Source organism: Streptococcus sanguinis (assembly GCA_013378335.1).
GTDB lineage: Bacteria > Bacillota > Bacilli > Lactobacillales > Streptococcaceae > Streptococcus > Streptococcus sanguinis_I.
Genome location: CP040556.1, coordinates 2,284,075 through 2,309,502, shown reverse-complemented (window position 1 = coordinate 2,309,502; position 25,428 = coordinate 2,284,075). Strand labels below are relative to the sequence as shown.

The window sequence follows — 25,428 nt, the reverse complement described above, 5'->3', positions numbered from 1 at the left end:
GCAGCCCCAAGTCTGACAAGAAGGAGTTTAATATGACTGCAGTAAAGAATCATATAAAGATTGTTGGTTATGGTACGCATCTACCTAGAAATACTGTGACTTTTAAGGATCAGACCCGTTATCGAGTGGTGGAAAATGAAGAAACTCAGCTTTCCATGGCGGTCAAGGCGATTGAAAAAGCCCTGCAGCAAGCGGGCTTGACTATCAAAGACATTGATTGCATCGTGTCAGCCAGTGCGGTGGGTGTTCAGCCTATTCCCTGCACCGCTGCCCTGATTCATGAGTTGGTGGCTAAGGGCTTGTCCATTCCAGCCATGGATATCAATACGACCTGTACCAGCTTTATCTCAGCTTTGAGTCTCATGTCTCATTTGTTGGAGGCTGGTGAGTATCAAAGGATCCTCATCGTGTCCAGTGAGGTTGGAAGTCTGGGCCTCAATCCTAATCAGAAGGAAAGTTTTGAGTTGTTCAGTGATGGAGCGGCTGCTTTGATTTTTGAAGCAACAGAGGAAGAGAGAGGGGTTATCTCCAGCCTGCAACGGACCTGGTCTGAAGGAGCTCACGATACAGAGATTCGCGGTGGTCTGACATCTTTTCAGCCTAAGGAGTATTCGGATGCTACCAAGACTCACTACATGTTTGACATGAATGGTAAGAAGATTCTCTTGCTCTCTGCCAGAAAAATTCCAGAAATGTTTAAAGAATTTAAAGAAAAGAGTGGCCTCAGCCTATCTGACTTGGATTATATCATTCCGCATCAGGCCAGTCGTGCTCTGCCAATGGTCATGCGCAGCTTGGGTATTCCTGATGATAAATACCTTAATATTGTGCAAGACTATGGTAATATGGTGTCAGTAGCAGTGCCCTTTTCTCTCTGCTATGCTTTGGAGCGCAATCTAGTCAAGGAAGGAGACACCATCGCTCTGATGGGAACAGCGGCTGGTATGACAGTCAATATGCTGGCTATGAAATTATAATACAATAAAAATAGGGTGTACAGAACCTCTTTTAGTTTTGTACACCCTGTTTAATTTTTCAAAAATTTGAGTAGAAGTGTGCTCGATGGGCTTAAGCAACTTCTTATATCATTTTTAAAAGAAATTCTGCTATTTGTTCAGGACTTTCTTTTTTTCCTCTAGCAATCCACATCTGGCAGACACCAAAGAAGGCATTAGCCAGAAAGACCCGGCTGTATTCTTTTTCAAAATGATTGTAAATGCGATTGCTAAAGCGATCCTGAAGGCTATCAGCCAGCATCACCTGCAGCTTGTGGCGCAAGAAATTTTGAATCTCTTTCGTACCGTTTTCCGTTAAAAGGGCGGCTAAGAGCGGTTCTTGCTGGAGGAACTGAAAGACCTCCGTAATCGCAGTTTTGATATCTTCTTGATTATTCTCAAAAATATACCCCAACTGATGAAAGAGGTTTTGCTGATAACGTTCAATCATATCGTACTTGTCCTTGTAGTGAGTATAAAAACTACTACGGCTGATGCCAGCAGCTTGAGCTAGCTGGACAGTAGTGATATGGTCGAAGGACTGCTTATGCAGTAGTGTAACCATGGCTCTTTCAATAATAGCCTTGGTTTTTCGGCGCTTATTGCTTTCTAACATAAAATCTCCCTTTGAGGCTAAGCCTCAGTCTGCTCTTCAAGCTAATAGCTATCATAGCAAACTACTTTTTCTTTTTCTCCACGTACCATTATATCAAATGTTTTTCCAGTGGAAAAGAGTTAAATTCCGGAATTAAGCATAGATAGTCAAAATTTTATCTGATTAGGCTTGGTTGACTGGTAAAAAGCAGTAAAAATAGCGAAGCTGAGACTTAAAGATAAAGTCTCAGCTTTTAGTTTATGTATTATTTGAAGTAGAGATAGTCAGGGTCAGGAGTGACGTAAAGTAGCTCGCCCTCTTGCGAGAAGATAATAGAAATTTGCTCATTTTTATAAGAGTAAATTGTGTAGGTGTTTTGTAATCTTGATGCTTGAGCAATGTCAACTGCACCTGCTAAGAAAGCACGCGCTTGTTCGGTACTTATTTTTTGCTCCTGAGCCAGTCTTTTAAGATTTTCTAATTCTTTGTCTTGGAAGGCTTCATATTCAGAAGCAAGATCGGTGCTTATTTTTTCTGGTTCACTGAGAATACTTTTAACTTTTTCTTGGGTATATCCTTTAAATTCAGGAATTTGAGCTTCAAAACCGCCTGATTCATAGGATTGGTAATAAACCTTGGTATTGCCAGTCGCATAAATCTTGTCTTTCTTAGCATGATCGGCATCTTCTGGAAGACCATCTGTGGTTTTTTCTGGTTCTTTTCCGTCCTCTTGATGTTCAGAGCTGCTGGAAGATGAAGATTCCTTTGTTTCAGATTTCTTGCTGTCAGAACTTTTAGACTTGTTGGAACTATCTTTCTTGTCTAGGTTTTTAGTCGCAGAAGACTGAGCTGGACGATTTGACCTTTGTGGCAAAAATAAACGGCAGGCTGATAGCAGAAATAGTACTGCAACTAGAGCAAATAAGCTAAATAGTTTTTTTCATTGTCTAAAACCTTTCTTTGCTGTGCTCAATCTGACTTGAGGTGCTGTGGTGTGAGACGTCTACTGACAGCAGTGTTTCACATGGAACCCTATCATCAAGTTAAGAGCTCAATGCTTGACTCCATTTACCTAGCTTATCATTCTAACATAATGCTGATTTTCTGTGTAGCTACCTATGGGAAAATGCCTTTTGTTTACAGATTATTCAGGGATTAAAGGCACTAGGGCCAACTTATTCCGCTTCCCTACAATCTTTTTAAACAAAATTGGACACGGTGTCCAATTTTTAAAGAATAAACTTGTAATAATTTTCGATTGGTGTATAATCAATTTTATCGAAATTTGGACACTATGTATAATTTTAGGAGGTAGACATGTTAAGAGAATGGAAAGCTATTTTAAAAAAGCCGACTTTTATCATCGTGATGTTAGGAGTCTCTTTGATTCCTGCCTTGTATAATGTTATTTTCTTGAGCTCCATGTGGGATCCGTATGGAAAGGTATCGGACTTGCCAGTGGCGGTCGTCAATCAGGATAAAGCTGTAACTGCTAGTGGCAAGACCTTGTCTATAGGCGAGGATGTTGTTTCCAGCCTCAAGGAAAATAAAAATCTGGATTTTCATTTCGTCAGTAAAGAAGATGCTCAAAATGGTCTGGAAAAGGGTGATTACTACATGGTTGTGACGCTTCCAAGTGATTTATCTGAACGTGCAGCCAGTATTTTGACTGATAATCCTCAGCAAATGAAGATTGACTATCAAACGTCTAGCGGCCACAGTTTTATTGCTGGTAAAATGAGTGATTCAGCAATGGCTTCTTTGAAGCAGACGGTGGCGAAAAATGTGACGGATACTTATACAAGCGCCATATTTAAGAATATGGGAGACCTAAAAACTGGCTTGGTGAAGGCATCCGATGGTGCTCAGCAATTAGCATCTGGCAGTCAACAACTAGGTTCAGGAAGTCAGACAATTGCAGATAACTTAAGAACTCTGAATCAAGCTACGAGCAAATTATCGTCCGGTGCAGCTCAATTTAATACAGGACTACAGACTTATACTGGGAGTGTCGCACAAGTATCGTCTGGACTGGGTAGTTTGTCAAACGGGATAAACACTTATGCAAATGGTGTAAGTACTGTGGCCACAGGTGCAAATCAGCTGTCGGGTCGATCAGCAGATTTATTGGATGGAGTCCAACAGCTCACCCAGTCAGGAGATGGAGTTCAGGCCTTATCGACAGGTGTGACAAACCTGAATACTGGCTTGGCCACATTAAAGTCATCGGTAGATACTACCTTAGCTAACAATCAGCAAAATGTGAATGATTTAGCAAATGGTTTGACACAGTTGAATGCTAGTATTCAAGCCGCAGCAAGTGACTCTGCAGTGTCAACAGACAGCATTGAAGCTTCACTGACTAGCATAGCAGCATCCGCTCAAGCCATTATCAATAACAATCAGGATGCCAGGGCTGCAGCTTTGGCAAGTGTCCAAGGGACCAGTGCTTATCAAGGGCTTTCTAGTGAGGCTAAGGCTGAGATTGATGCAGCAGTCGGTGCTAGTCAAGCGGGAAGTGACCAATCTGCTCAGGCAATTTTATCAGAAGTTGATACGATGAGGGCTTCTCTTGAAACGATAAAAGGGGCTAGTCAAACAAAACTTAGTCAGTTAGAAGGTGCATCAAATCAAGTTCTGCCACAGGCAGCTAACATGATCAATGGCCTTTATAATGGCTTATCAACGGTGAGCGCAGGTCTCGGTTCAGCAAGTGGAGGAGCCAATCAACTAGTCGCAGGTGTAGATACCCTAAATGAGAAACTAACGACTGGCGCGACACAATTGGAACAAGGGGTGACAAGTTATACCAATGTAGTCAGTCAGCTATCTGAGGGAACATCAAGTTTGGCAAGTAAGAACCCTGATTTGCTAGCAAATACAACAAAATTAGCAAATGGGGCAGCACAATTAACAGATAAATCGCCAGAATTGACCTCTAGTTTCGGGAAATTAGCAGATGGGACCAATCAATTAGCGAGCGGAACAGGGAAGCTAGCTGATGGCAGCAGTGCTTTAACAGATAATCTCTCTAAACTTACTGTGGGAACGAGTGATTTGTCCAATGGCCTCACGGATGCAGGCGATAAATTGTCGGCTGTTTCAACCAAGGAAGACAATGCAAAAACTCTGGCAGATCCTCTGACACTGAGCAAGACAGATGAGAACAAGGTAGAGAAAAACGGCATTGGGATGGCGCCTTATATGATTTCAGTAGCTTTATTTGTGGCGGCTATTTCAACCAACATCATCTTTAGTACACTTCCATCGGGTCAAGAACCTAGGACGAAACGAGATTGGTTGAAGGCCCGTATAGAGGTAAATGGAGTAATTTCCGTCGTGGCGGGTGTTTTGGTCTATGGTGCTGTGCACTTGATAGGCTTATCTGCTAACCATGAGTGGGCAACCCTTGGTTTGATTGTCCTAGCCAGCATGACCTTTATGGCTCTTGTGACCGCTTTGGTTACTTGGGATAGCAAGCTCGGCGCCTTTGCCTCTCTGATTCTCTTGCTCTTACAGCTGGCTTCTAGTGCAGGAACCTATCCGCTGGAGCTGACTAGTAAGATTTTCCAAGTTATCAACCCTTGGCTGCCAATGAGCTATTCTGTATCGGGCTTACGCCAAACGATTTCTATGAACGGCCAAATTGGCACTCAGGTGCTCTTCCTTGCTTGTGTTTTAGTTCTTTTCATGGCGCTTGGTACTCTGGTCTATCGAACAGATAAAAACGGATAGCTTAGGGCACATGCTTTTATGAATCTGTAAAAATGTAGATGAAAAGTCTATCTGTAATTCTTTTGTTTTTTCTTTAATCAACATCTCCTGAAAAGGGAGATGTTTTGTTTTCTTTAAGTTTTCTTTATCTTTCTTTTAAGTTTTCATCTTTAAAATTACATTACATTCAAGAAAGATAGAGAGGGGAGAAACCCATGGCAGAAAAATTTTTTAAAAATCATTTTCAGCGCTTTGAAACCAAATACATCATTTCCAAGGAAACCTTGCTGGATCTATTGCTAGAGTTTGAAGGCTATCTGGTGGAGGATGAGCGAGCTTATTCGACCATTAACAATCTCTACTATGATACGCCGTCTTATCAGCTCATTCGTGAGTCCTTGGAAAATCCTTGCTTTGACGAGAAGGTGCGCTTGCGGACTTATCAAGAGAATCCGACCGAGGATAGTCAAGTCTTTTTAGAAATCAAGAAAAAGACTGAGAATTTGGTCACCAAACGCCGTCTTGCAGCAGATTTGCTGACAGCGGAATCCTATCTAGACGGTGATGACAGTCAGCTGACTGACGTTCAGATAGATAAGGAAATGGCCTGGTTGACCCAGCATTTTGGCCATATTCAGCCTATGATGTATATCGGCTACAATCGTTATTCGATGAAAGGGATTGAGGACGAGCGGATTCGGATTACCTTTGATCACGACCTGACCTACCGTCCTTATGATCTGAGTCTCTTGGCTGGTCGCCATGGAGATCATCTCCTGCCAGCCAACCACGTGATTATGGAAGTTAAGATTCCAGAAGCTTGTCCGCTATGGTTGAGCGAGATCATGGATCGCTACCAGCTGTCTTCGAGCTCTTTCTCCAAATACGGCTTTGCTTACAAAAAGGCAAACTGTATCAGCAGCAAATAAAATAGATAGGAAAAGAAAAATGAAACAATCAAAATCAACCCTTAAAAAAATTAAATTGATGATCCCACTGGTCTTGATGACAGCAGTGCTGGGAGCATGCAGTTCAAACGCCAGCAGCTCTACAGCTTCAAGCAGCACCCAGACTGCTAATGCTACAAGCACCAGTCAGACCAAGACCAATACTTCTGATTACTTTGCCTCAGAGGACTCAGACGCTTCTTATGATGAGTCTAAGGCGACGACTATCAGCCTGAGTGGATCCAGTGCTAAGACCTCTGGTGACGGCGCTAGTGTCTCCGGCTCTACCGTGACAATCTCCGAGGCTGGGACCTATGTCGTTTCTGGAACGAGTGAAAATGTGCAGATTGTCGTCAAAGCAGGTGATAGCGACAAGGTTCAAATCGTCCTAAATGGTGTAACCATGAGCGGGACAGACGCAGCTATCCTAGTAGAAAATGCGGGTAAAACAAGCCTGACTCTGGCTGACGGCAGCCAAAATACAATCTCAGACTCATCAAATCACAGTAATACGGATGCAGATGCTGCAATCTATAGTAACTCTGATCTGACTCTCAACGGCTCTGGAAGCCTGACAGTTGATGGTAAGTATGAAACAGCGATTAAGTCTGAGCAGACTTTGCGGGTGACAAGTGGTACCTATACGCTCAAGGCAGCTAAGCATGGTCTGTCAGCAGCTTCAGCCATTAATATCAAGGACGCTACTATCGATATCACAGCGACAGAAGATGCCATCCACGCGGACAATGATGAAGATACTTCTCTGGGAAATCTCTATATCCAATCAGGTACCATCACGATTAATGCTGGTGATGATGGTCTGCACGCTAGCAATATCGCTTTGATTGATGGTGGGACGATTACGGTTTCCAAGAGTGTAGAAGCTCTGGAAGGAACCAATGTTACCATTAACGGAGGTAAGCTGGATCTTTATGCGACAGATGATGGTATCAATGCAGCTAGTGATGTAACTGGAGCTGATATCTTTATCAAGATTACCGGTGGCGATATCAAGGTCGAGGTCGGTGAAGGCGATACCGATGCTATTGACTCTAACGGCGATGTCATCATGTCAGGAGGAAACTTAGACATTACTTCTACGGTATCTGCCTTTGACTTTGACGGAACGGCTACCTATACTGGCGGTACCATCACGGTCAATGGTGAAAGCCGAACAGAAATCACAGCTGACGGACCTGGCGCTGGTGGACCTGGTGGCGGCGGTGCCCCAGGCGGCCAAGGCGGTTTTGGTGGACGATAAGAAAGCTGACAAGATAACAATTAAATAGTGCCTAATGCAAGAGAAGAATCCTCATTCCAGCTGGAATGAGGATTTCTTGCTATTCATCAATTCTGATAGATAATTTTTCCGTATCCACGGTCACTTGAGCACCGATGGTAATGGTAAAGAGTGGTTGAGTATGAGCAAAGTCCAAGTCATAGAGGACAGGAATTTGTTTGAGAATTGGATGTTTGCCCAAGATATAAAGGAGCAGTTCCTCTGTCATCTGACATTCTTTTGGAAAGCGGCCGATGAGAAGGGCCTGTGGGTTAGGATAGGCCTGAAGGAGGGCAGCTAGATTGCGGTCAAATTCCACATAATCATCTTCCTCTGCCTCTTCAACAAAGAGGACATAGTTTTCATCTGTCGGGGCATAGGGCGTGCCGCGCAGGAGTGAGAAGGTGGAGAGATTGCCACCGATAGCAGTGGCTTGGGCTTGTCCGTGATGATAGACCTTCCACTCTGTTTCATGAAAAGTAAGTGTCGCATCGGGCAGATACCAAGCATTGTCGCCCCATTTTTCACTAGGAGTCAATTCATAAGAAGTCTGGCTGACAGCCTTGAGCCAGCTCTCGGTCTGATAGTCCTGTAAGGCTTCCATCTTAAAGCTAGAGTAGGACGGTCCCATGTAGGTTTTTATACCAGTCTTACTATAGATAGCGTTGAGCAAGGCAGTCGTATCTGAGTAGCCGCAGAAAATCTTAGGATTTCTAGCAATCAATTCAAAGTCCAGATAGGGCAGGAGCTCATTGCAGTTGAAACCGCCGATAGTGGCCAGAATAGCATCAACGGAGTCATCTGCGAAGGCAGCATGGATGTCTGCCACTCGGCTTTCGATGGAGGCAGAGCCTAGTATATCATTTTCCAGATAATGTTCCGAAAAAGACACGGTAAATCCTAGCTTTTCCAAGCGCTCCTTGGCGGCTAGATTGGCCTCAAAGCCACCAAGGCGTTCGATTGACGACGAGGGACTGACGACCCGAATGTGCATACCAGGTGTGAGTTTTTTCATAGGAACCTCCTTGTGATAAATTTTTATAGAATATCATAGCACAAAGGCCAAGGCCTGTAAAGCAATCTTAGAGAATTGTGGGAATTTTTATCAAAAAAGGAGCCGCTGAGGACTCCCTGATTGTATATATTCTTTTCTATGATTTATTCGCTGAGCTTAATGCTGCCGCTTTGGGCGCTGGCAGTAAGTGTAGTTATCGGATTTTCAACTTTACGGATGGCAGAGTCGCTAACATCATCGCCTTTGGTGTGCTCTACATTCATACCACTAGGGATGTCAATTTCACCTAGATCTGTTTTCAGATCAAAGGATAGCTGCGACAAACTGCCGGAAACCAAGTTCAGATTAATATCGCCAAGTTGGTCAGTGATAGAGATTGTACCAGCTAATTCCAATCGTTCGGAGTTCAGTGAGCCGCTTGAGGTTTTCAGAGTGCTGTCGGAGATTTTGCTCGAGTTTAGGTTGACATCTCCCAGAGAGTTTGCTATTTCGCCCGATGCGAACTGGCTGTTGCTCAGAGTGATGGTACCCGAAGAAGCATTGATTTTTCCAGAGCTAATCTGGCTGTTATTAAAGGAAATCTCTCCCAGAGAGTTCTTAAATTTACCAGATGCGAATTGGCTATCATTCACAGTCAACGAGCCATTGGATAGAGAGAAGTCAGCATTTTTTGCTGATAGATTGGACAGCGTAACATCTCCTAATGACGAACTGCCGCTGAATGTCTCAAGCTTGGTCCCCTTGGGCAGGGAAAGCTGCACAGTACGTTTTTCCTGAGATTCTTGGTCAAATAAGCTGAGTAAGGAGCGGATGCCAGCGCTTATGTGGAAGGAGCCTGCACCATCTTCCTTGATGTTTAAGTTTCCGTTTTCAGAACTTGTCGTGATTTTTCCAAGCGAGCTTCCATCAATCTGATAGTTGCCATCGCTTTGGTAATAGGTCAAGTGAGCCTTGTCATCAGGAGATTCGCTGATGACGAGGTTTCTAGCTGTTAAATTAATATTTAGGGAAGAAAGATCAGAGAAACTTTCTTCTTTTTTCGTTAGTTTTACCTTGCTTTTGGCAGAATTGACCAAGTCGTTGACACCGCCTGTAATGGAGCTGATAGTTGTCAGGGCTCCACCAAAGAGGCAGGCTAAAATAGCTGCGGATAAAAGAGGTTTTTTCAATTTGATGTTAGCCATGACGTGCTCCTTTCTTTGCGAAAAGTTGAGCTAGTTTGACAAAGCCAGCCTTGCCAAACTGAGTAACAGGAGAAATGCCTGCGTAGAAGATGCCGGACAGTCCCAGAGCTAGAACACTGAGCCCCAGAGTGAACAGGAAGGCCGGAATCGATGTTGTCAGTCCCACTGTCAAAGTGTTCCAGATCAGGCTGATGCCAAAGATAAAGAAGGCAAAGGCACCTATAGCCATGACTAGAGCAAAGATAAAGACTAAGAGGAAGAAAACGAAAGTCAAAAGTGCCACTACAATAAAGAGCGGAATAGCCAAGGGTGCTGCCAAAATGGATAGGATAGCAATCTGGACGATGTTCTTAGTGTTTTTTGATGAACTGCTGTCTTGATTATCTTCCTCGACTTTTTTGTCCAAAAGATTCAACATAATCTCGTGAGCCGCTTCCTTTGGGCTGCCTAAATCAGCAATAGCAGCCGCCTCGCCCTCTGGGCCTACCTCGTCGAAGTACTCAGTGAAGTAATCCATAGCTTCCTGGTAGTCCTTGCGTGGCAGTTTTTTTTAGATATTTTTCTAGCTCAGCTAGATACTCGGTTCTTGTCATGACGGATGCTCCCTTCTATGATACCGCTGATGGTGGTAGTATAAGTTTGCCACTCTTCTTTTAGAGTGAGTAGATGTTCATGCCCGTAGGCAGTAAGTGAATAGTATTTTCGTTTTCGTCCTTGGTACTCCTGCGAATAAGTCGTGAGGCAGTCATTTTGCTCCAGCTTCTTCAGAATAGGGTAAAGTGTTGATTCTTTGATATTGGCAATCAGCTTAATCGTCTGGCTGATTTCATAACCGTAGGAATCGTCTTTTTCAAGGATGGCTAAGATGAGAAACTCAATCAAAGCCGATGATGTGGGGAAAGGCATAGGACTACCTCCTTGTGTAAAATATTTATATATAATCTTTCTATATATAGTCTACAACCTCTTAGGAGAAAAGTCAAGCAAAATATATAAAATTTTTATATATTTTTTGAAAATGCCTTTTTATGCCTATTTATAAGGTGCATCAAAGTACCTTTCTTCCTTATAAGAACTTTACATCTTCCTTAGCTTTTGTGTTGAAAACATCTTCCATAAAATGATAAAATGGTGTAAGTCTAACTAAAAATATAAGAGAGATCTATGAAAAAACATCAAACCCTATATAAGTTTTTGGGCCAAACCTTACTATATTTTGTTATCTTTCTGGCCTTGCTTTATTTCTTTAGCTATCTGGGTCAGGGTCAGGGTGGCTTTATCTATAATGAATTTTAATGTGAGAGAGTAGGAAATAATGTCAAATAAAGTGATACATGATATGATTGAAGCGATTGAGCATTTTGCTCAGGTGCAGCCGGATTTTCCAGTTTATGATATTTTAGGTCAAGTTCATACTTATGGCGATTTAAAGAAGGATTCCGATTCGTTGGCGGCTCAGATTGACCGTTTGGGACTTCCTGATAAGTCTCCGGTTGTGGTCTTTGGCGGTCAGGAATACGAAATGCTGGCTACTTTTGTGGCCTTGACCAAGTCTGGTCATGCCTACATTCCTATCGACAGCCATTCAGCCTTGGAGCGCGTGGCAGCGATTGTGGAAGTTGCTGAGCCAAGTTTGATTATTGCCATCAATGATTTTCCGCTGGCAGATGTAGCAGCTCCTATTTTTAGTGCGGAGCAAGTCCAGACAGCCTTCAGAGAGGGAGCGTCCTATGAGCTTAGCCATCCAGTGCAAGGAGATGACAACTATTACATCATTTTCACATCAGGGACGACTGGTAAACCTAAGGGAGTGCAGATTTCCCACAATAATCTGCTTAGCTTTACGAATTGGATGATTACAGATAAGGAGTTTGCGACTCCGACTCGTCCTCAAATGTTGGCTCAGCCGCCTTATTCTTTTGATTTGTCGGTCATGTATTGGGCGCCGACTTTGGCCTTGGGAGGAACTCTTTTTGCCCTACCTTCGGCTGTGACTCAGGATTTCAAGCAGCTGTTTGAGACGATTCTCAGTCTGCCTATTGCGATCTGGACTTCGACACCTTCCTTCGCGGATATGGCCTTGCTGTCGGATGACTTTAACAGCCAGAAGCTGCCTCAGCTGACACATTTCTATTTTGACGGCGAGGAGTTGACAGTCAAGACAGCTCAGAAGCTGCGCGATCGCTTCCCTCAAGCTCGCATTATCAATGCGTATGGTCCGACCGAGGCAACAGTGGCCCTGTCTGCAGTAGCAGTGACTGATGAGATGCTGCAAAATTGCAAGCGCCTGCCGATTGGCTATACCAAGGCGGACTCTCCTACCTTTGTCATTGACGAAGAAGGGCAGAAGGTACCGAATGGCCAGCAGGGAGAAATCATCGTCTGCGGCCCAGCTGTATCCAAGGGCTATCTGAATAATCCTGAGAAGACAGCGGAGGCCTTCTTTGAATTTGAAGGTCTGCCAGCCTATCATACAGGAGATGTGGGCTCCATGACAGATGAAGGCCTGTTGCTTTACGGCGGCCGGATGGATTTCCAGATCAAGTTTAATGGTTTCCGTATTGAGCTGGAGGATGTGTCTCAAAACCTCAACAAATCGAAATACGTTGAGTCTGCGGTGGCTGTTCCCCGCTACAATAAGGACCACAAGGTCCAAAATCTACTGGCCTATGTCATTCTCAAAGACGGTGTGGCTGAGCAGTTTGAGCGAGAAATCGATATTACCAAGGCAATCAAGGAAGATCTGCAGGATATCATGATGTCCTACATGATGCCGTCCAAGTTCCTCTATCGAGAGACCCTGCCTCTGACTCCAAATGGCAAGATTGACATCAAGGGGCTGATTAGCGAGGTCAATAAGCGATGATGGATTTCTTGAAACAGCTGCCTCACTTGGAACCCTACGGCAATCCAGTTTACTTTGTCTATATCGTTCTAGCAGTTCTGCCAATCTTTGTCGGACTTTTCTTTAAGAAACGCTTCCCCCTTTATGAAGCCTTGGTCAGCTTGGTCTTTATCGTCCTGATGCTGACAGGTCCCAGTCTGGCGCAACTTTGCGCTCTGCTAGGCTATGTCGTCTGGCAGATAGTCTGGGTTTACTCATACAAGCTTTATCGCCGGTCGCGGGACAGCAAGTGGATTTTTTATCTGCATACCTTGCTGGCAGTTCTGCCGCTTGTGCTTGTCAAGGTAGAGCCCGCAATCAGCGGCCATCAGTCTCTCTTTGGCTTTTTGGGGATTTCCTATCTGACCTTTCGCTCGGTAGGGATGATGATTGAGATGCGCGATGGGGTTTTGACAGAGTTCACACTCTGGGAGTTCTTGCGTTTCCTGCTCTTCATGCCGACCTTTTCAAGCGGTCCCATTGATCGTTTCAAGCGTTTCAATGAAGACTATTTGAACATTCCTGAGCGCGATGAGCTGCTGGATATGCTGGAGCAGTCTGTCAAGTATATCATGCTAGGTTTCCTTTATAAATTTATCCTGGCCCATATCTTTGGACATCTCTTGCTGGGGCATGTCAAGACCTATGCTCTCTATACCGGCGGTTTCTTTAATCTGGGAACTCTGGGCGTCATGTATGTCTTTGGTCTGGATCTCTTCTTTGACTTTGCCGGTTATTCGATGTTTGCGCTAGCTATTTCCAATCTCATGGGAATCAAGAGCCCAATCAACTTTGATAAGCCCTTTCTCTCACGCGATTTGAAAGAATTTTGGAATCGCTGGCACATGAGTCTGTCCTTTTGGTTCCGTGATTTTGTCTTTATGCGGCTGGTCATGGTCCTGATGCGCAATAAGGTCTTTAAAAACCGCAACACGACCTCTAGTGTGGCCTATCTAATTAACATGCTGATTATGGGCTTCTGGCATGGTGTAACCTGGTATTACATCGCCTACGGTCTCTTTCATGGAGCTGGGCTGGTCGTCAATGATGCCTGGCTGCGCAAGAAGAAAACGCTAAACAAAGAGCGCAAGGCTAAGGGGCTTCCGCCTCTGCCAGACAATAAATGGACCCAAGCTTTGGGGATTGTGGTGACCTTTCACGCAGTCATGTTCTCATTTTTGATCTTTTCTGGATTTTTAAATGAGCTTTGGTTTAAAAAATAAAAATGAATGAGGAAGAAAAATGGATATAAAAGCAGAAGTAATTGAAATTATCGAAGAACTATTTATGGAAGATGTGTCTGATATAATGGACGAGGATTTGTTTGACGCTGGTGTCCTAGACAGTATGGGAACGGTCGAGCTGATTGTTGAGCTGGAAAACCGTTTTGACATCCGCGTGCCAGTGTCAGAGTTTGGCCGCGATGACTGGAACACAGCCAACAAAATCGTTGAAGGCGTAACGGAGCTTCGCAATGCTTAAACGACTCTGGCTGATTCTGGGCCCAGTTTTCTGCGCTATGGTCATGGTTGCCCTGCTCTTTTTCTTCTATCCGCTTGATAAAAAGCATGATATAGAAGCAGAGAAGCGCTCGGCAGTGACCCTGACAGCAGAAAACTTCAAAAGCCGCAGTAAGAAAGTGACAGCCTTGACCGATAAGAAGATGCGCTTTGTGCCCTTCTTTGGATCTAGCGAATGGCTGCGCTTTGATAGCATGCATCCGGCAGTGCTGGCTGAGAAATACGACCGCTCCTATCGTCCCTATTTTCTAGGACAGCGCGGGGCAGCATCATTTAATCAATACTTTGGCATGCAGCAGATGTCCTCTGAGTTGGAGGGCCAAACGGCGGTTTATGTGGTATCGCCCCAGTGGTTTACCAAGACCGGCTATGATGCTTCGGCCTTTCAGCAGTACTTCAACAGCGACCAGCTGACGGCTTATCTGTCTCAGCAGCAGGGAGATGCGGCTGCGCAATATGCAGCCCAGCGCCTCCTTCAGCTCTATCCAGATGTTGCTATGGCAGAGAGCGTCCAGAAGCTGTCTGAAGGTAAACAGCTGAGCAGCTTTGAAGAGCGTCATATTGATATGATGGCTCATCTTAATGAGCGCCAAGATGCTTTTTTTAGCAATTTTGCTGCCCTCAATAATGAAAATTATGACCAGCGAATTTTGCCTTATATGGCTGATCTGCCAGATACCTTCTCTTATCAGGCTTTGGAAGAGATTGCCACAGCAGAGGCCAAGAAGAAGACCAATAACAACCAATTCGGCATAGACAATCAATTTTACAAGACCCGTCTGGCAGGCAAGGTTGCCAAGCTCAGAGGTTTTCAAACCAAGCAATCTTATGAAAAATCCCCTGAGTACAACGACTTACAGCTGGTTCTGGACCAGTTTGCCAAGTCAAAGACCAATGTCATCTTCATCATTCCACCGGTCAATTCTAAGTGGATGGAGTATACAGGTCTCAGTCCTGAAATGTACCAGCGGACGGTGGCTAAGATTCGCTACCAGCTGGAAAGTCAGGGTTTTACTAACATTGCTGACTTTTCTAAGGACGGCGACAAGCCTTACTTCATGCAGGACACTATTCACATGGGCTGGAATGGCTGGCTGGCCTTTGACAAGGCGGTTGATCCTTTTGTGGCCAATCCACAGCCGGCGCCAAACTACCAGATGAATGACCGTTTCTTCACTAAGGAATGGTCTCAGTATACTGGCAAACCAGAAGAATTTAAATAAGGTTGGGACTTTCCGACCTTATTTTTATAAAGGAGGAAAGATGAAGATTCGTTTGTCCCAAACAGAAGATATCCCAGCCATTATGGAGATTTATGATGTGGCCCGTCAGTTCATGAAAGACCAGAGCAATCCGACTCAGTGGGATGGAGGCTATCCCAGCGCGGGCTTGATTGAGGAAGACATCGCGGCTGGCTACTCTTTTGTTATCGAGGAAGATGGGCAGCTGGTCGGCACCTTTGCCTTTATCATCGGAGAAGACTCGACCTATCAGGTCATCGAAATGGGAGCCTGGCATTTTTCGGAGCCTTACGGCACCATTCACCGCATCGCCTCAAGTGGGCAAGTCAGAGGCCTATCCTGTCAGGTCTTTGATTTTTGCTGCCAGCAGATTCCCTATTTGCGCATCGATACCCATGAGGCTAATCAGGCTATGCAGGCTGCTGTCCTGAACTACGGCTTTAGGGAGTGTGGCATTATTTATGTAGCTGATGGCAGTCCTCGCCTAGCCTATGATTATCATCAATAAAAAATCTGCTCAAGGGCAGATTTTTTAGGTTATATCAAAACATACTTTTCTATAGCTTCCGCGACCCCGTGCTCATTGTTGCTTTTGGTCACGGCTTTTGCCTTGGTTTTGACTGCTTCAGGGGCATTGCCCATAGCGACTCCGAGTCCAGCCAGTCGCAGCATAGGAAGGTCATTGAAGTTGTCTCCAATTGTCATGACCTGCTCTAGAGGCACTTGGTAGTGCTGGGCAATTTCGTACAAGGCTTGCTCCTTAGAGACATGCTTGGCTGTGACTTCCATGTAGTTGTCCTTAGAGAGGTAGAAGGCTGTCTTGGGAAAGTCCAAGGTCTGTAGGTAGTCATGGAGTTTCTGGATGATAGGAGCTTGATCAATCAGAAGTAGCTTGTGGACGGGCATTAGAACGTCCAGCACTGGCATTAACACATTTTGAATCATCGGCTGCTCACCTGTAATATCCGCTTCTATCTGCACCCATTTATCCAGACGGTCGGTAATCCAATCCTTACCAGAGTAGAGATTGATGGACACGCTAGGAAATTCAGCCTTGACAAGCTCCAGAAAAGTGCGGATTTCTTCCTTATCCAGAGGGTGCTCGATAATGGTCTCGTAAGCTTGCAGGTCGCCCTTGATGACCAGAGCGCCATTGTAGCAGGCCAGCGGATTATCTCCCAGTCCCAGCCCACGCGCAATCGGTTCCATGCCTAGAGGAGAGCGGGCGGAAGCGAGAACGAAAGGAATCTTTCTCTGACTGAGCAGAGGAATTAGGTCTTTAAGTGCTGGATCCACTTGGTGCTGGTCGTCCAAAATGGTGCCGTCAATGTCGCTGATAATCAGACGAATCGCTTGTTTTGTCATGGGTCGTCCTCCTTGCTATTCTACATAGAGTATAACATATGTGTTAAGACTTTAAAAGTTTTGGCAAGGACTTACAGGCTTGTAGAGACTGCCTAATAGAAAGTCAAAAGAACCTGAGAATTATTTTTTCCCAGGTTCTTTTTCGTCTTTATTATATCTTGTCAAACTTTTCAATGTAAAAGAGTGTTAGTGCCATGATGACAGTCAAGCCAATGAGAATGAGGATGGCTGGGGTCCAAGAGCGGAATAAGTCAAAGCTATAGCCAAAGAGGCTAGGACCAAAAGCGGCCAGAATATAACCACCAGTCTGAGCTAAGCCAGATAGCTGAGCGGTTTGCTCAGGGGTACTGGTTTTGAGCGAGAAAGTAACCATGAGGTAGGGGAAGAGGGCGCTGACGGACATACCGATTAGCAGATTGAGAATGAGCCAGTAGATAAAAGAATCCGTCTGAATCAACAGCATACCCAGACCAATGACGCCGGCTGCAGAAAAGAGAGTAATCATTCCCAAGCGTTGTTTCGCAGATAGACGTGTTGTTAGACTAGGAACAATCATAGCCAAAGGAAGGCTGATAATCGAAAAGATAGAGGCTAAGAATCCAGTAGCATCATCGGAAAGTCCCGCCAACTGGCCAAGAGTCGGCAGCCAAGTGATAGCTGTGTAAAAGAGCAAGAACTGCAAGCCGCTGAAAACAATCAGAGCCCATACTCTAGGATTTGTTAGCAGAGCCCCCATTTGCTGCTCGCGGCTTTTTCTAGTCAGTTGGTGATTATGCCGACTGTTAGGCAGCCAAATCAAGCAGGCTAGTAAGCAGATGAGGGTCAGGACGAGAATCAATCCTTTCCAGCCAGCTAAGCGGACAATAGGCGCAGCCAAGGGAGACATGATTGAGATGGCCAGCCCCATAGAAGTGATATAAAGCGTGGTTAGAAATCCAATTTTCTCTGGCTGATTAGCCTGAATGACATTGGGCAGGAGCACATTTAAGACAGCGATGGCAGCCCCTAGTATGACTGTACCTGCATAGAGTAGAGGCAGGTTAAAGATACGAATAAAAGAGCCCAGAGTCAGCACAATCATGGCTATGGTAAAGAGCTTTTCCAGGCCGACCTTTTGAGCCAGGCGTGGGGAAAAGGCTGAGCAGAGGGCAAACATAATCAAGGGCAGACTAGTCAGCAGTCCCAAAGAGTTGACGGGAACTTGAAGTCCCTTAGCAATATCGCCCAGCACAACAGGCAGCACTGCAAAAGGTGCCCGCAGGGCAACCCCCACCATCAGAATACCTGGAAGTAAAAATTTCGAATGTTGCTTTTTCATAAAGTTAAGTTTCCTCCTATATAAACATCAAAATAAAATCACTCCATCAAATCCAGAAAATACTGGCTGATAACTGTTTCTGGCAATGTTTTCTTCTGCTGGAGCCACCAGCTGACCGTCTCCACAAAGGTAGAGGTCACGTAATTTCTCAGAAAGGGCTCGGGCAGCTGAGATTTTTTCTGCAGGAGCTGTTCCTGAATCATTGGGAAGAGATAGTTTTCCAGCTCAATCTTTAAGCGATTAGTAAAATAGATATTTTTCGAAAGCAACAAGGTCGCAATCTTGTCCTGATTCTTTTGGAAATGTTTGAAAATATGGGTGGTTGCTTCAAAAAGATCCTTGCCATCGTCGCGCTCAAGAAAGGTATGCTGAAAGAGGTCTTGGCAAACCTCCTCTAGCAGCGCTTCCTTGGTCTCGAAATGGGCATAGAAAGTCGACCGGCCAACATCTGCCAGGTCGATGATTTCCTGTACCGTGATGCTTTCATAGCTTTTTTGGTGCAGCAGGCTGATAAAAGCCTGGTAAATAGCTGCGCGTGATTTCTTGACTCGTCTGTCCATAGCGTTTCGGAACAAAAGAGCAGGATTGTTCAGTAACAGACAAAGCCCCTCAATTGCTTCTTGTTTCCTTTCTGAGAATAAGGGATAATAAAGATAAAGAAAACTGAACAAGGTGTTCCGTTTTGACTACATTATACTATAAATTTAGCCAAACTGAAAGGAGGCTGCCGTGAAATCTAGTAAAAATATGACCATCGCTTTTCTATTAAACTTTTCCTTTGCCATTCTTGAGTTTATCTTTGGCTTCATGTTCAATTCCAGCGCTGTACTAGCCGACGCTGTACACGATACAGGAGACGCGATGGCCATCGGACTTTCCACCCTTTTTGAAAAAATTTCTAATAAAAAAGAAGACAAGAAATACACTCTGGGCTACAAGCGCTATAGCCTTTTGGGAGCCCTGCTGACTTCTGTCATCTTGCTGGTTGGCTCGACCTTGGTGATTATTGAGAATGTACCCAAGGTCTTTGCACCGGAAAAGGTTAATTATGACGGCATGCTGGTGCTGGGTATCTTTGCCATTATAGTCAATTTAGCAGCCAGCAAGGTGGTCGGCCATGGCCATGGACACAGTCATAATGAGTCCATTCTCAGTCTCCATTTCTTAGAGGACATTTTGGGTTGGTTGGCTGTTATTCTAGTCTCTATCGTTTTGCGCTTTACCGACTGGTATTTTCTTGACCCGCTGCTCTCCCTGCTCATTGCAGGCTTCATCCTCAGCAAGGCTCTGCCTAAGTTCTGGGAAAACATCAAGATTTTTCTGGATCATATCCCTAGCGATATCGATTTGACCCAGCTTTATCAGGAAATTCTGGCGGTTGAAAACGTTCAGACTATTACCCAGCTCAATGTCTGGACGACAGACGGTTTGGAAAAATTTGCCATGATTCATATCTGTCTTGAAAATCCAGAGCTTCTAATTGATACCCAGACTACTTTGCGTCAAGAGCTTCAAGCCTACGGTATTACTAAAATCACTATCCAGACGGATAGCAGCTTGGAAGAGCATGAAGAGTGGTGTTTAGGTGGAGAGGGCGATTTAAAACCTCATACTTAAATAGTGCTACTATAAACTATATCTCTACAGTCCGATATTCGGGCTGTTTTTTCGTTTTGCAGTCTAATTTCCATCACTTAACTGGTTCTATTTTTACGATTTTCTTCTTATTTAATTTCTCTATTTCTTTGTCTGAAAATTCCAGCTTTTTGATTTTGTGGTTTTTCTATAAAAAATAGACAAGCTGAACACATTGTGCATTTTTAGAGAAGTTTTACATCTAATAAAATGCAAATGTATTGACAATGCATTTTCTTTAGCATATACTATTGAGTAGGAAGAAACAGGCAAAGCTTGCTAAGCCTTGTCCTGAAGCGCCTTTCCTAAGCATATCGACTACCGACCAGAAGAAGACAGATGCTGTCACACTGTCCATCTGAAGGCTGAAGAGAAAGCGACAAAGGGGAGAAATTCACTTAAAAAATTGCTTTTTTTAAACCTCGCAAGAAAAAAAGTCATTAAAAAAACGTTAGAAACGTTGATATAACAAGTCTTTATCAAAGTTGAACATTTTTTTAAATGTAATCATTTTTTTCGAGGCAAACCTGTTGACAAGATGTCAATTATGTCATATACTGTGATAGGTAAATGTTTTTTAAAGCAAATAAAGCTTTTGTTCCTAGCATTTCCTACCAAAATATGCATATCGGTAAAAAGAAAAACCATAAGACAAGAATTCTTATCTTATGGCACTGGCTGCTTGCTGATTCGGGTTAAACCAACTTCACACACACACGGTTTAACCTAAATCTCAGAGCATGAGAAATTTTGCAAGAGAACTTGCTTTGTATAGTATCTAAGAACGCAAGAACAAATGTTTTTGGCATCTGCTTTTTTGCGGTTCATTTGACAAGTTTAAAACTTTCTTGGGCAATCTTATGATTGTTTCAAGGTCTGTTTTTTGCGCCTGTCAAACGAAAATACTGCTCAAAGCATCTAACTTAAAACATTAAGTTTGGTTCTATTGGTAAATTTTCCATGTACTAGCCTAACTTAAAAAGCTTAAAGAAACCTTAAAGGAAACTTTAAGCGAGGGAGATTTTTTTAAGAAAGCTGTTATCTAATAACGCATAGAAAGAATTGAAGGATTTTTACAAAAAAATCACAGACAGGAGAAACAAATGGCACTAATCGCTATATTGGTTCAATTCAATCTGATAACGGCAGCTCAAAAAGAAGAAATTCTTCAGGATATGCCACAATCAAACATGCAGTTAGAGAGATATCTAATCAGCAAGGGCTATGTGACAGAAGAAGATATGCTGAAAGTCATGAGTTACTACTACCGTGTACCTCATGTCAATCTATCACAGTTTGTGATAGAAAAGGAAGCTGTCGAGAAGGTTTCAGAAAAAGTTGCTAAACGTCATGGATTGATTCCGATCTCTTTCACAGATGGAGAAGAGGGAGAAGAACCCAAGTTAATAGTTGCGATGGCAGACCCAAGTAACTATATCGCCCTAGATGACGTTAAAATCGTCTCTAAAATGGCGGTAGAACCTTATGTAACTTTTCGGGATGATATTGAGAAGTATATCGATCAATACTATTCCAAAGGAGAAGAAGCCCAACAGGCAGCGACCGAAATCGAAGGTTTTAATGTGGATGAAGAGATTGTCGAAGAAGATCTCGAAATCAAAAACGCTCCAGTTGTGCGTTTGATTGACTCGATTATCAGTCAGGCAATCAAGACGCGGACCAGCGATATCCATATTGAGCCCTTTGAAAAAGTTGTTCGTGTTCGTTTCCGGGTTGACGGAACCTTAGTGGAAAACATGCAGTTGAAAGCCAATGCTCACTCAGCCATTGCGACACGGATTAAGATCATGAGTGGTTTGGATATCGCTGAGCGGCGGATTCCTCAGGATGGACGGATTGAAACAACCATCGACGGCAAAGAAGTCGATATGCGGGTTTCAGTCTTGCCTACTGTATTCGGTGAAAAAATCGTTATTCGGATTTTGAGCCGGAATGCAACTCTCCTCAGTAAAGAGGAGCTGGGATTCTCGCCAACCAACGAGAAACTTTTTGAAGAGATTCTCAAGGCGCCAGAAGGCATCATCTTGCTGACTGGTCCAACAGGAAGCGGAAAGACAACCACTCTCTACACAGCGCTCCGTGAGCTCAATGATGTAGGAAAAAATATCATCACTGTTGAAGATCCGGTTGAGTACCGATTGGAAGGGGTCAACCAAGTTCAGGTAAATAACAAAGCTGGACTGACCTTCGCGAGTGGTTTGAGAAGTATCCTGCGTCAGGACCCGGACATCGTTCTCTTGGGGAGATTCGGGATGAAGAGACAGCTAGTATCGCGGTTCGGGCCGCTATCACTGGTCACGTCGTTCTCTCGACTATCCACACCAATGACACAGCTAGTACAGTCAACCGTTTGGTCGATATGGGCATCAAGCCTTATCTGGTCTCAACGGCGACTGTCGGTATTATCGCACAGCGCTTGATTAAGCGCATCTGTCCTAAGTGTAAGACTGAATACACTGTAGAAACAAATGAACATGCAGGTATCGGTATTCACAAGGGAGACACCTTGTATCGCGGACGCGGCTGCAACTACTGTAGCGGTACGGGATACTATGGACGTATAGCTATCCACGAAATCATGGCAGTGACAAGGGAGATTAAATCACTAATTAATGATGGTGGAACAACAGCACAGCTTCGGGCAGAAGCTAAGAAAAATGGTATGCGAGACTTGGCGGAGGAGGCCATAGATATCGCAAAACAGGGGACTACAACGATTGAAGAAGCAATGAAGATTGCCTTTAGTCTAGAAGGGGAAGTTTAGGATGAATTTGGATGAGTTAATTAAGCAGGCGATTGAAGCGGGTGCATCAGATATCCACTTCACGGTTGGCGCTGAGCCAACCATGCGTCTGCACGGGAGGTTAACACAACTCAACAATACAATTTTGACCAACGAAGACACGGTTCGCTTCACCAAGCATATTTTAAATGAGAAGCAGATTACTCATCTTTTAGAAGTCGGTGAAGTGGACTGTGCCTACGAGGTTGATAATGGCTATCGCTTGCGGGTCAATATCTTTAAGCAGAAAAACAACTGCGGGATTGCCTTGCGGGTCATTCCCAAGGATATTCCATCTATGGAATCTCTGGGCTTGCCACCAGTTATCAAAAAGCTAGCTGAGAAACGCCGGGGTCTGATATTGGTTACCGGACCAACAGGAAGCGGAAAGTCAACGACCCTGGCAACCATGATTAACTACATGAACAGCTTGCGGGACGAGCACATCATCACGATTGAAGATCCGATCGAGTATATGCACACGCATAATAAGTGCTTGGTCAACCAGCGTGAGCTGGGAGCGGATACGCAGAGCTTTGGAAATGCTCTCCGCGGTGCACTTCGTCAGGACCCGGATGTCATCCTAGTCGGTGAGATGCGGGATAAGGAAACGATTGAAATCGCCCTGCGTGCGGCGGAAACAGGTCACTTAGTCCTGTCAACCCTCCACACGGTCGGTGCCGTCAACACCATGGACCGGATTATCGACGTATTTCCAGCCGAGCAGCAAGAGCAGATCCGTGTACAGCTTTCAGCTGTTATGGAAGGAGTTGTATCGCAGCAGCTTATGCGTACAGCGACCGGCAAGGGTCGTGTGGCTGCCTTTGAAATCATGCTGGGAACACCCGCTATTCGCAACCTCATTCGCGAAGGGAAGACCCACCAGCTGCTGACGCCAATCCAAACAGGGGCTCAGCTAGGCATGATTACCATGGACACTTCGCTCATGGGACTCTACCGTCGCAATGTCATCGATCAAAGAACGCTACTGTCCTACTCAGTGGACCGCGCTCAAGTTGAAAAATCCCTAGGAATAGTGGGGTACTAGAGCATGACGGTATATGTTTGTAAATACTTAGACACTCGACAAGGGGTCGTCACACTAGAGGTGGACGCTCCTAACCGGACAGACGCCGTCAATCGGATCCGTCTCAAAGGGAAGCCGATCAGTGTCGAAGAAAAGGTCATGGGCTCTAAGGAGATTGTTCTTTTCCAAAGCAAGAAGATCAAGCTCAAGGACATATCGCTTTTCTGTAAGCAGATGTCGGTTATGCTGGAGTCGGGGATTCCCCTCAATAATGCGGTGGATATCCTAGAGCAACAGGCTACTTCAAAGAATCTCAAGTCCAGCCTTAAAATCGTCAGCAAGAGCCTAAAAGAAGGTAGTCAGCTGTCCAAGGCTATGCTGGATCAGGAAGGGATGTTTCCCGATCTCCTGATTCGTATGGTGCAGGCCGGTGAAAAGACTGGTAAGCTAGACGAGGTACTGGAAAAGATGTCTGAGCACTATAACAAAGAGCTCAAGACCAGCCGCCAGATTCGCGGAGCTATGATCTATCCCGCAGTCCTAGCCTTTCTAGCTGTGGCCGCAGTCCTAGCCTTGCTCTATGTCGTTATCCCAAGCTTCTCAGGAATCTTCGAGCAGAGTGGGATGGCCATGCCGCTGCCGACGCGTATCGTCCTAGCAGCTAGTAACTTTGTCCGCTCTTACTGGTATATCCTCTTCGGTGTGACAGGGATTCTAGTCTTCCTCTTCCTGCGCTATCGCAGCACAGAGGCAGGCCGCTACCAGCTGGACCGCCTTAAGCTTTGGCTGCCGGTCATCAAGGGGCCGATGCAGAAGATTGTCACTGCTCGCTTTGCCAGCACCTTGGCTATCTTGACCAGTGCGGGTATCCCTCTGGTCGAGGCTATTGAGTCTGCTGCTGCGACAACCAACAACGCTGTCGTCATTGAAAAGATGAAGATCGCTAATGAAGGTCTGCAAAAAGGGGAACGTCTGACAGGGATGATTACCGCAACCGGTCTCTTCCCGCCTATGATGCTCTCGATGGTCAAGATCGGTGAGGAGTCTGGGTCTCTAGAGTCTATGCTGGTCAAGACATCAGATTATTATGAAGAAGAGCTTGAAACAGCGATTAAGCAGCTGCTCTCACTCTTGGAGCCAGCCATGATCATCGTCATGGGGGTTATCATCGGTGGTATCGTAGCGTCTGTCATGTTGCCAATGTTTGAGCTTGCTCACGCTGTGGATGCAGGATCTGGAGTTGACCAGTAGGACGGCGCTTCAGAAAAGTTTAGGAGATAGCAGGGCGCTAGCCTTGCAAAAAGTTAGGAAACCGTTCTGATGCTGGGAGTTTGTAGGGTCTCCCAGCTAGGAACAAAACAAATGCCCCTGTGGGCGAAAATATTAAAAATTGTGAAAAAATAGGAGATCTATTCAAAATGTTAAACAAATTGCAAAAATTCCGTCAGGATTTGAAGAAAAAAGGTAAAGGTTTTACCTTGGTTGAGTTGATCGTGGTAATTATCATTATCGCTATCATTGCAGCTGTAGCGATTCCAGCTATTACTTCATTCCAAGACAACGCTCGTAAGAGCCGTATCCAGTCTGAACACCGTGAGTTGGTATCAGCTATCCAGTCTTATATCGGAGGATCAGATGATCCAGGCAATCCAGGCGAAATCACTCTTGAAAAGCTTGCGCCATACATTTCTAAAAACGCTAAAGGCGGCGATAAAATTGCTGACGCTTTAGCTAAGAATGGTACTGAGGCAGCACATACTATTAGTGGTACAACCCTGACTTCAACCTTTAAACCTTCAGGCGGTGGTGAGAACAAAGTATGGACTTATGACTGGTCAGCAAACGGGGTTAATAAGAACTAACGCAAATCATCAAATCATCTAAGAAACGATGAATTAAAACCCTA

General features: G+C 44.7%; 22 protein-coding genes and 3 pseudogenes. 15 read left to right on the top strand and 10 right to left on the bottom strand.

The annotated features are described in order from the left end of the window. Positions 1 to 32 precede the first annotated feature (32 nt). Positions 33 to 977 (top strand): ketoacyl-ACP synthase III, encoded by a 945-nt coding sequence (locus FFV08_11885; protein ID QLB53210.1) that lies wholly within the window; start codon positions 33 to 35, stop codon positions 975 to 977. 103 nt (positions 978 to 1,080) lie between these two features. Here FFV08_11885 and FFV08_11880 read toward each other — a convergent pair whose 3' ends face one another. The 3 genes and pseudogenes from FFV08_11880 to FFV08_11870 all read right to left on the bottom strand — a co-directional run bounded on the left by FFV08_11880 (position 1,081) and on the right by FFV08_11870 (position 2,863). Next, on the bottom strand, positions 1,081 to 1,611 hold the full coding sequence (locus FFV08_11880) for a TetR/AcrR family transcriptional regulator (protein ID QLB53209.1): 531 nt from the start codon (positions 1,609 to 1,611) through the stop codon (positions 1,081 to 1,083). Positions 1,612 to 1,855: 244 nt separating this feature from the next. Next, complete coding sequence (locus FFV08_11875; GenBank protein QLB53208.1) at positions 1,856 to 2,488, bottom strand: DUF4947 domain-containing protein; 633 nt, start codon at positions 2,486 to 2,488, stop codon at positions 1,856 to 1,858. 42 nt (positions 2,489 to 2,530) lie between these two features. Further along, a pseudogene (locus tag FFV08_11870) lies at positions 2,531 to 2,863 on the bottom strand (hypothetical protein). 44 nt (positions 2,864 to 2,907) lie between these two features. On the opposite strand from FFV08_11870, the gene FFV08_11865 reads away from it, so the two are divergent. The 3 genes from FFV08_11865 to FFV08_11855 all read left to right on the top strand — a co-directional run bounded on the left by FFV08_11865 (position 2,908) and on the right by FFV08_11855 (position 7,512). Then, the gene (locus FFV08_11865) at positions 2,908 to 5,325 is read left to right on the top strand and encodes a YhgE/Pip domain-containing protein (GenBank protein ID QLB53207.1); all 2,418 of its coding nucleotides are present in this window, start codon (positions 2,908 to 2,910) and stop codon (positions 5,323 to 5,325) included. 194 nt (positions 5,326 to 5,519) lie between these two features. Continuing rightward, entirely contained in the window at positions 5,520 to 6,233 is a 714-nt protein-coding gene (locus FFV08_11860) for a polyphosphate polymerase domain-containing protein (GenBank protein QLB53206.1), read from the top strand. After that, positions 6,196 to 7,512: a carbohydrate-binding domain-containing protein gene (locus FFV08_11855; protein ID QLB53205.1), complete on the top strand. Its 1,317-nt coding sequence runs from the start codon at positions 6,196 to 6,198 to the stop codon at positions 7,510 to 7,512. Before FFV08_11860 ends, FFV08_11855 begins: the two co-directional genes overlap by 38 nt. Before the next feature lie 79 nt (positions 7,513 to 7,591). Here the strand turns inward: FFV08_11855 and FFV08_11850 are convergent, their stop codons facing one another. The 4 genes and pseudogenes from FFV08_11850 to FFV08_11835 form a co-directional block, all read right to left on the bottom strand. Next, positions 7,592 to 8,545 (bottom strand): LD-carboxypeptidase, encoded by a 954-nt coding sequence (locus FFV08_11850; GenBank protein QLB53204.1) that lies wholly within the window; start codon positions 8,543 to 8,545, stop codon positions 7,592 to 7,594. 143 nt (positions 8,546 to 8,688) lie between these two features. After that, the gene (locus FFV08_11845; GenBank protein ID QLB53203.1) at positions 8,689 to 9,729 is read right to left on the bottom strand and encodes a DUF4097 domain-containing protein; all 1,041 of its coding nucleotides are present in this window, start codon (positions 9,727 to 9,729) and stop codon (positions 8,689 to 8,691) included. Next, positions 9,722 to 10,322 (bottom strand): annotated as a pseudogene (locus tag FFV08_11840) (DUF1700 domain-containing protein). The gene FFV08_11845 and the pseudogene FFV08_11840 overlap by 8 nt, the downstream one beginning before the upstream one ends. Then, positions 10,297 to 10,635: a PadR family transcriptional regulator gene (locus FFV08_11835; protein ID QLB53202.1), complete on the bottom strand. Its 339-nt coding sequence runs from the start codon at positions 10,633 to 10,635 to the stop codon at positions 10,297 to 10,299. The pseudogene FFV08_11840 and the gene FFV08_11835 overlap by 26 nt, the downstream one beginning before the upstream one ends. 258 nt (positions 10,636 to 10,893) lie before the next feature. Between FFV08_11835 and FFV08_11830 the strand changes: the two genes are divergently transcribed. Genes FFV08_11830 through FFV08_11805 form a run of 6 tightly spaced genes read left to right on the top strand, consistent with a single transcriptional unit; the run spans position 10,894 to position 15,882 of the window. After that, on the top strand, positions 10,894 to 11,025 hold the full coding sequence (locus FFV08_11830) for a teichoic acid D-Ala incorporation-associated protein DltX (protein QLB53201.1): 132 nt from the start codon (positions 10,894 to 10,896) through the stop codon (positions 11,023 to 11,025). A 19-nt stretch (positions 11,026 to 11,044) separates the two neighbouring features. Next, positions 11,045 to 12,595: a D-alanine--poly(phosphoribitol) ligase subunit DltA gene (gene dltA / locus FFV08_11825; protein QLB53200.1), complete on the top strand. Its 1,551-nt coding sequence runs from the start codon at positions 11,045 to 11,047 to the stop codon at positions 12,593 to 12,595. Next, the gene (gene dltB, locus FFV08_11820; GenBank protein ID QLB53199.1) at positions 12,592 to 13,836 is read left to right on the top strand and encodes a D-alanyl-lipoteichoic acid biosynthesis protein DltB; all 1,245 of its coding nucleotides are present in this window, start codon (positions 12,592 to 12,594) and stop codon (positions 13,834 to 13,836) included. Before dltA ends, dltB begins: the two co-directional genes overlap by 4 nt. 19 nt (positions 13,837 to 13,855) lie before the next feature. Further along, on the top strand, positions 13,856 to 14,095 hold the full coding sequence (dltC, locus tag FFV08_11815) for a D-alanine--poly(phosphoribitol) ligase subunit DltC (GenBank protein QLB53198.1): 240 nt from the start codon (positions 13,856 to 13,858) through the stop codon (positions 14,093 to 14,095). After that, the gene (gene dltD / locus FFV08_11810; protein QLB53197.1) at positions 14,088 to 15,356 is read left to right on the top strand and encodes a D-alanyl-lipoteichoic acid biosynthesis protein DltD; all 1,269 of its coding nucleotides are present in this window, start codon (positions 14,088 to 14,090) and stop codon (positions 15,354 to 15,356) included. The genes dltC and dltD overlap by 8 nt, the downstream gene beginning before the upstream one ends. A 40-nt stretch (positions 15,357 to 15,396) precedes the next feature. Continuing rightward, positions 15,397 to 15,882, top strand: coding sequence for an N-acetyltransferase (locus FFV08_11805; protein ID QLB53196.1), 486 nt, complete (start codon positions 15,397 to 15,399; stop codon positions 15,880 to 15,882). 29 nt (positions 15,883 to 15,911) lie between these two features. On the opposite strand, the gene FFV08_11800 is transcribed toward FFV08_11805, so the two are convergent. The 3 genes from FFV08_11800 to FFV08_11790 all read right to left on the bottom strand — a co-directional run bounded on the left by FFV08_11800 (position 15,912) and on the right by FFV08_11790 (position 18,617). Beyond that, positions 15,912 to 16,739: an HAD family phosphatase gene (locus FFV08_11800; GenBank protein QLB53195.1), complete on the bottom strand. Its 828-nt coding sequence runs from the start codon at positions 16,737 to 16,739 to the stop codon at positions 15,912 to 15,914. Between the two features lie 151 nt (positions 16,740 to 16,890). Continuing rightward, the gene (locus FFV08_11795) at positions 16,891 to 18,057 is read right to left on the bottom strand and encodes an MFS transporter (GenBank protein ID QLB53194.1); all 1,167 of its coding nucleotides are present in this window, start codon (positions 18,055 to 18,057) and stop codon (positions 16,891 to 16,893) included. Between the two features lie 38 nt (positions 18,058 to 18,095). Continuing rightward, on the bottom strand, positions 18,096 to 18,617 hold the full coding sequence (locus FFV08_11790) for a TetR/AcrR family transcriptional regulator (protein ID QLB53193.1): 522 nt from the start codon (positions 18,615 to 18,617) through the stop codon (positions 18,096 to 18,098). Positions 18,618 to 18,786: 169 nt separating this feature from the next. Between FFV08_11790 and FFV08_11785 the strand changes: the two genes are divergently transcribed. The 5 genes and pseudogenes from FFV08_11785 (at position 18,787) to FFV08_11765 (ending at position 25,384) form a co-directional block, all read left to right on the top strand. Continuing rightward, complete coding sequence (locus FFV08_11785; protein ID QLB53192.1) at positions 18,787 to 19,674, top strand: cation transporter; 888 nt, start codon at positions 18,787 to 18,789, stop codon at positions 19,672 to 19,674. A 1,121-nt stretch (positions 19,675 to 20,795) separates the two neighbouring features. After that, positions 20,796 to 22,477 (top strand): annotated as a pseudogene (locus tag FFV08_11780) (type II secretion system protein GspE). Between the two features lies 1 nt (position 22,478). After that, complete coding sequence (locus FFV08_11775; GenBank protein ID QLB53191.1) at positions 22,479 to 23,543, top strand: type IV pilus twitching motility protein PilT; 1,065 nt, start codon at positions 22,479 to 22,481, stop codon at positions 23,541 to 23,543. Between the two features lie 3 nt (positions 23,544 to 23,546). After that, positions 23,547 to 24,773: a type II secretion system F family protein gene (locus FFV08_11770; GenBank protein QLB53190.1), complete on the top strand. Its 1,227-nt coding sequence runs from the start codon at positions 23,547 to 23,549 to the stop codon at positions 24,771 to 24,773. Positions 24,774 to 24,892: 119 nt separating this feature from the next. Then, on the top strand, positions 24,893 to 25,384 hold the full coding sequence (locus FFV08_11765; GenBank protein ID QLB53189.1) for a prepilin-type N-terminal cleavage/methylation domain-containing protein: 492 nt from the start codon (positions 24,893 to 24,895) through the stop codon (positions 25,382 to 25,384). The last annotated feature ends 44 nt before the right edge of the window (positions 25,385 to 25,428 follow it).

Bases quoted from the DNA above. Each gene is read 5' to 3' on its own strand.
- FFV08_11885 (QLB53210.1), top strand. From the start codon at position 33: ATGACTGCAGTAAAGAATCATATAAAGATTGTTGGTTATGGTACGCAT.
- FFV08_11830 (QLB53201.1), top strand. From the start codon at position 10,894: ATGAAAAAACATCAAACCCTATATAAGTTTTTGGGCCAAACCTTACTA.
- FFV08_11845 (QLB53203.1), bottom strand. From the start codon at position 9,729: ATGGCTAACATCAAATTGAAAAAACCTCTTTTATCCGCAGCTATTTTA.
- dltD (QLB53197.1), top strand. From the start codon at position 14,088: ATGCTTAAACGACTCTGGCTGATTCTGGGCCCAGTTTTCTGCGCTATG.
- FFV08_11880 (QLB53209.1), bottom strand. From the start codon at position 1,611: ATGTTAGAAAGCAATAAGCGCCGAAAAACCAAGGCTATTATTGAAAGA.
- FFV08_11860 (QLB53206.1), top strand. From the start codon at position 5,520: ATGGCAGAAAAATTTTTTAAAAATCATTTTCAGCGCTTTGAAACCAAA.
- FFV08_11850 (QLB53204.1), bottom strand. From the start codon at position 8,545: ATGAAAAAACTCACACCTGGTATGCACATTCGGGTCGTCAGTCCCTCG.
- dltA (QLB53200.1), top strand. From the start codon at position 11,045: ATGTCAAATAAAGTGATACATGATATGATTGAAGCGATTGAGCATTTT.
- FFV08_11775 (QLB53191.1), top strand. From the start codon at position 22,479: ATGAATTTGGATGAGTTAATTAAGCAGGCGATTGAAGCGGGTGCATCA.
- FFV08_11805 (QLB53196.1), top strand. From the start codon at position 15,397: ATGAAGATTCGTTTGTCCCAAACAGAAGATATCCCAGCCATTATGGAG.
- FFV08_11790 (QLB53193.1), bottom strand. From the start codon at position 18,617: ATGGACAGACGAGTCAAGAAATCACGCGCAGCTATTTACCAGGCTTTT.
- FFV08_11770 (QLB53190.1), top strand. From the start codon at position 23,547: ATGACGGTATATGTTTGTAAATACTTAGACACTCGACAAGGGGTCGTC.
- FFV08_11865 (QLB53207.1), top strand. From the start codon at position 2,908: ATGTTAAGAGAATGGAAAGCTATTTTAAAAAAGCCGACTTTTATCATC.
- FFV08_11800 (QLB53195.1), bottom strand. From the start codon at position 16,739: ATGACAAAACAAGCGATTCGTCTGATTATCAGCGACATTGACGGCACC.
- dltB (QLB53199.1), top strand. From the start codon at position 12,592: ATGATGGATTTCTTGAAACAGCTGCCTCACTTGGAACCCTACGGCAAT.
- FFV08_11835 (QLB53202.1), bottom strand. From the start codon at position 10,635: ATGCCTTTCCCCACATCATCGGCTTTGATTGAGTTTCTCATCTTAGCC.
- dltC (QLB53198.1), top strand. From the start codon at position 13,856: ATGGATATAAAAGCAGAAGTAATTGAAATTATCGAAGAACTATTTATG.
- FFV08_11795 (QLB53194.1), bottom strand. From the start codon at position 18,057: ATGAAAAAGCAACATTCGAAATTTTTACTTCCAGGTATTCTGATGGTG.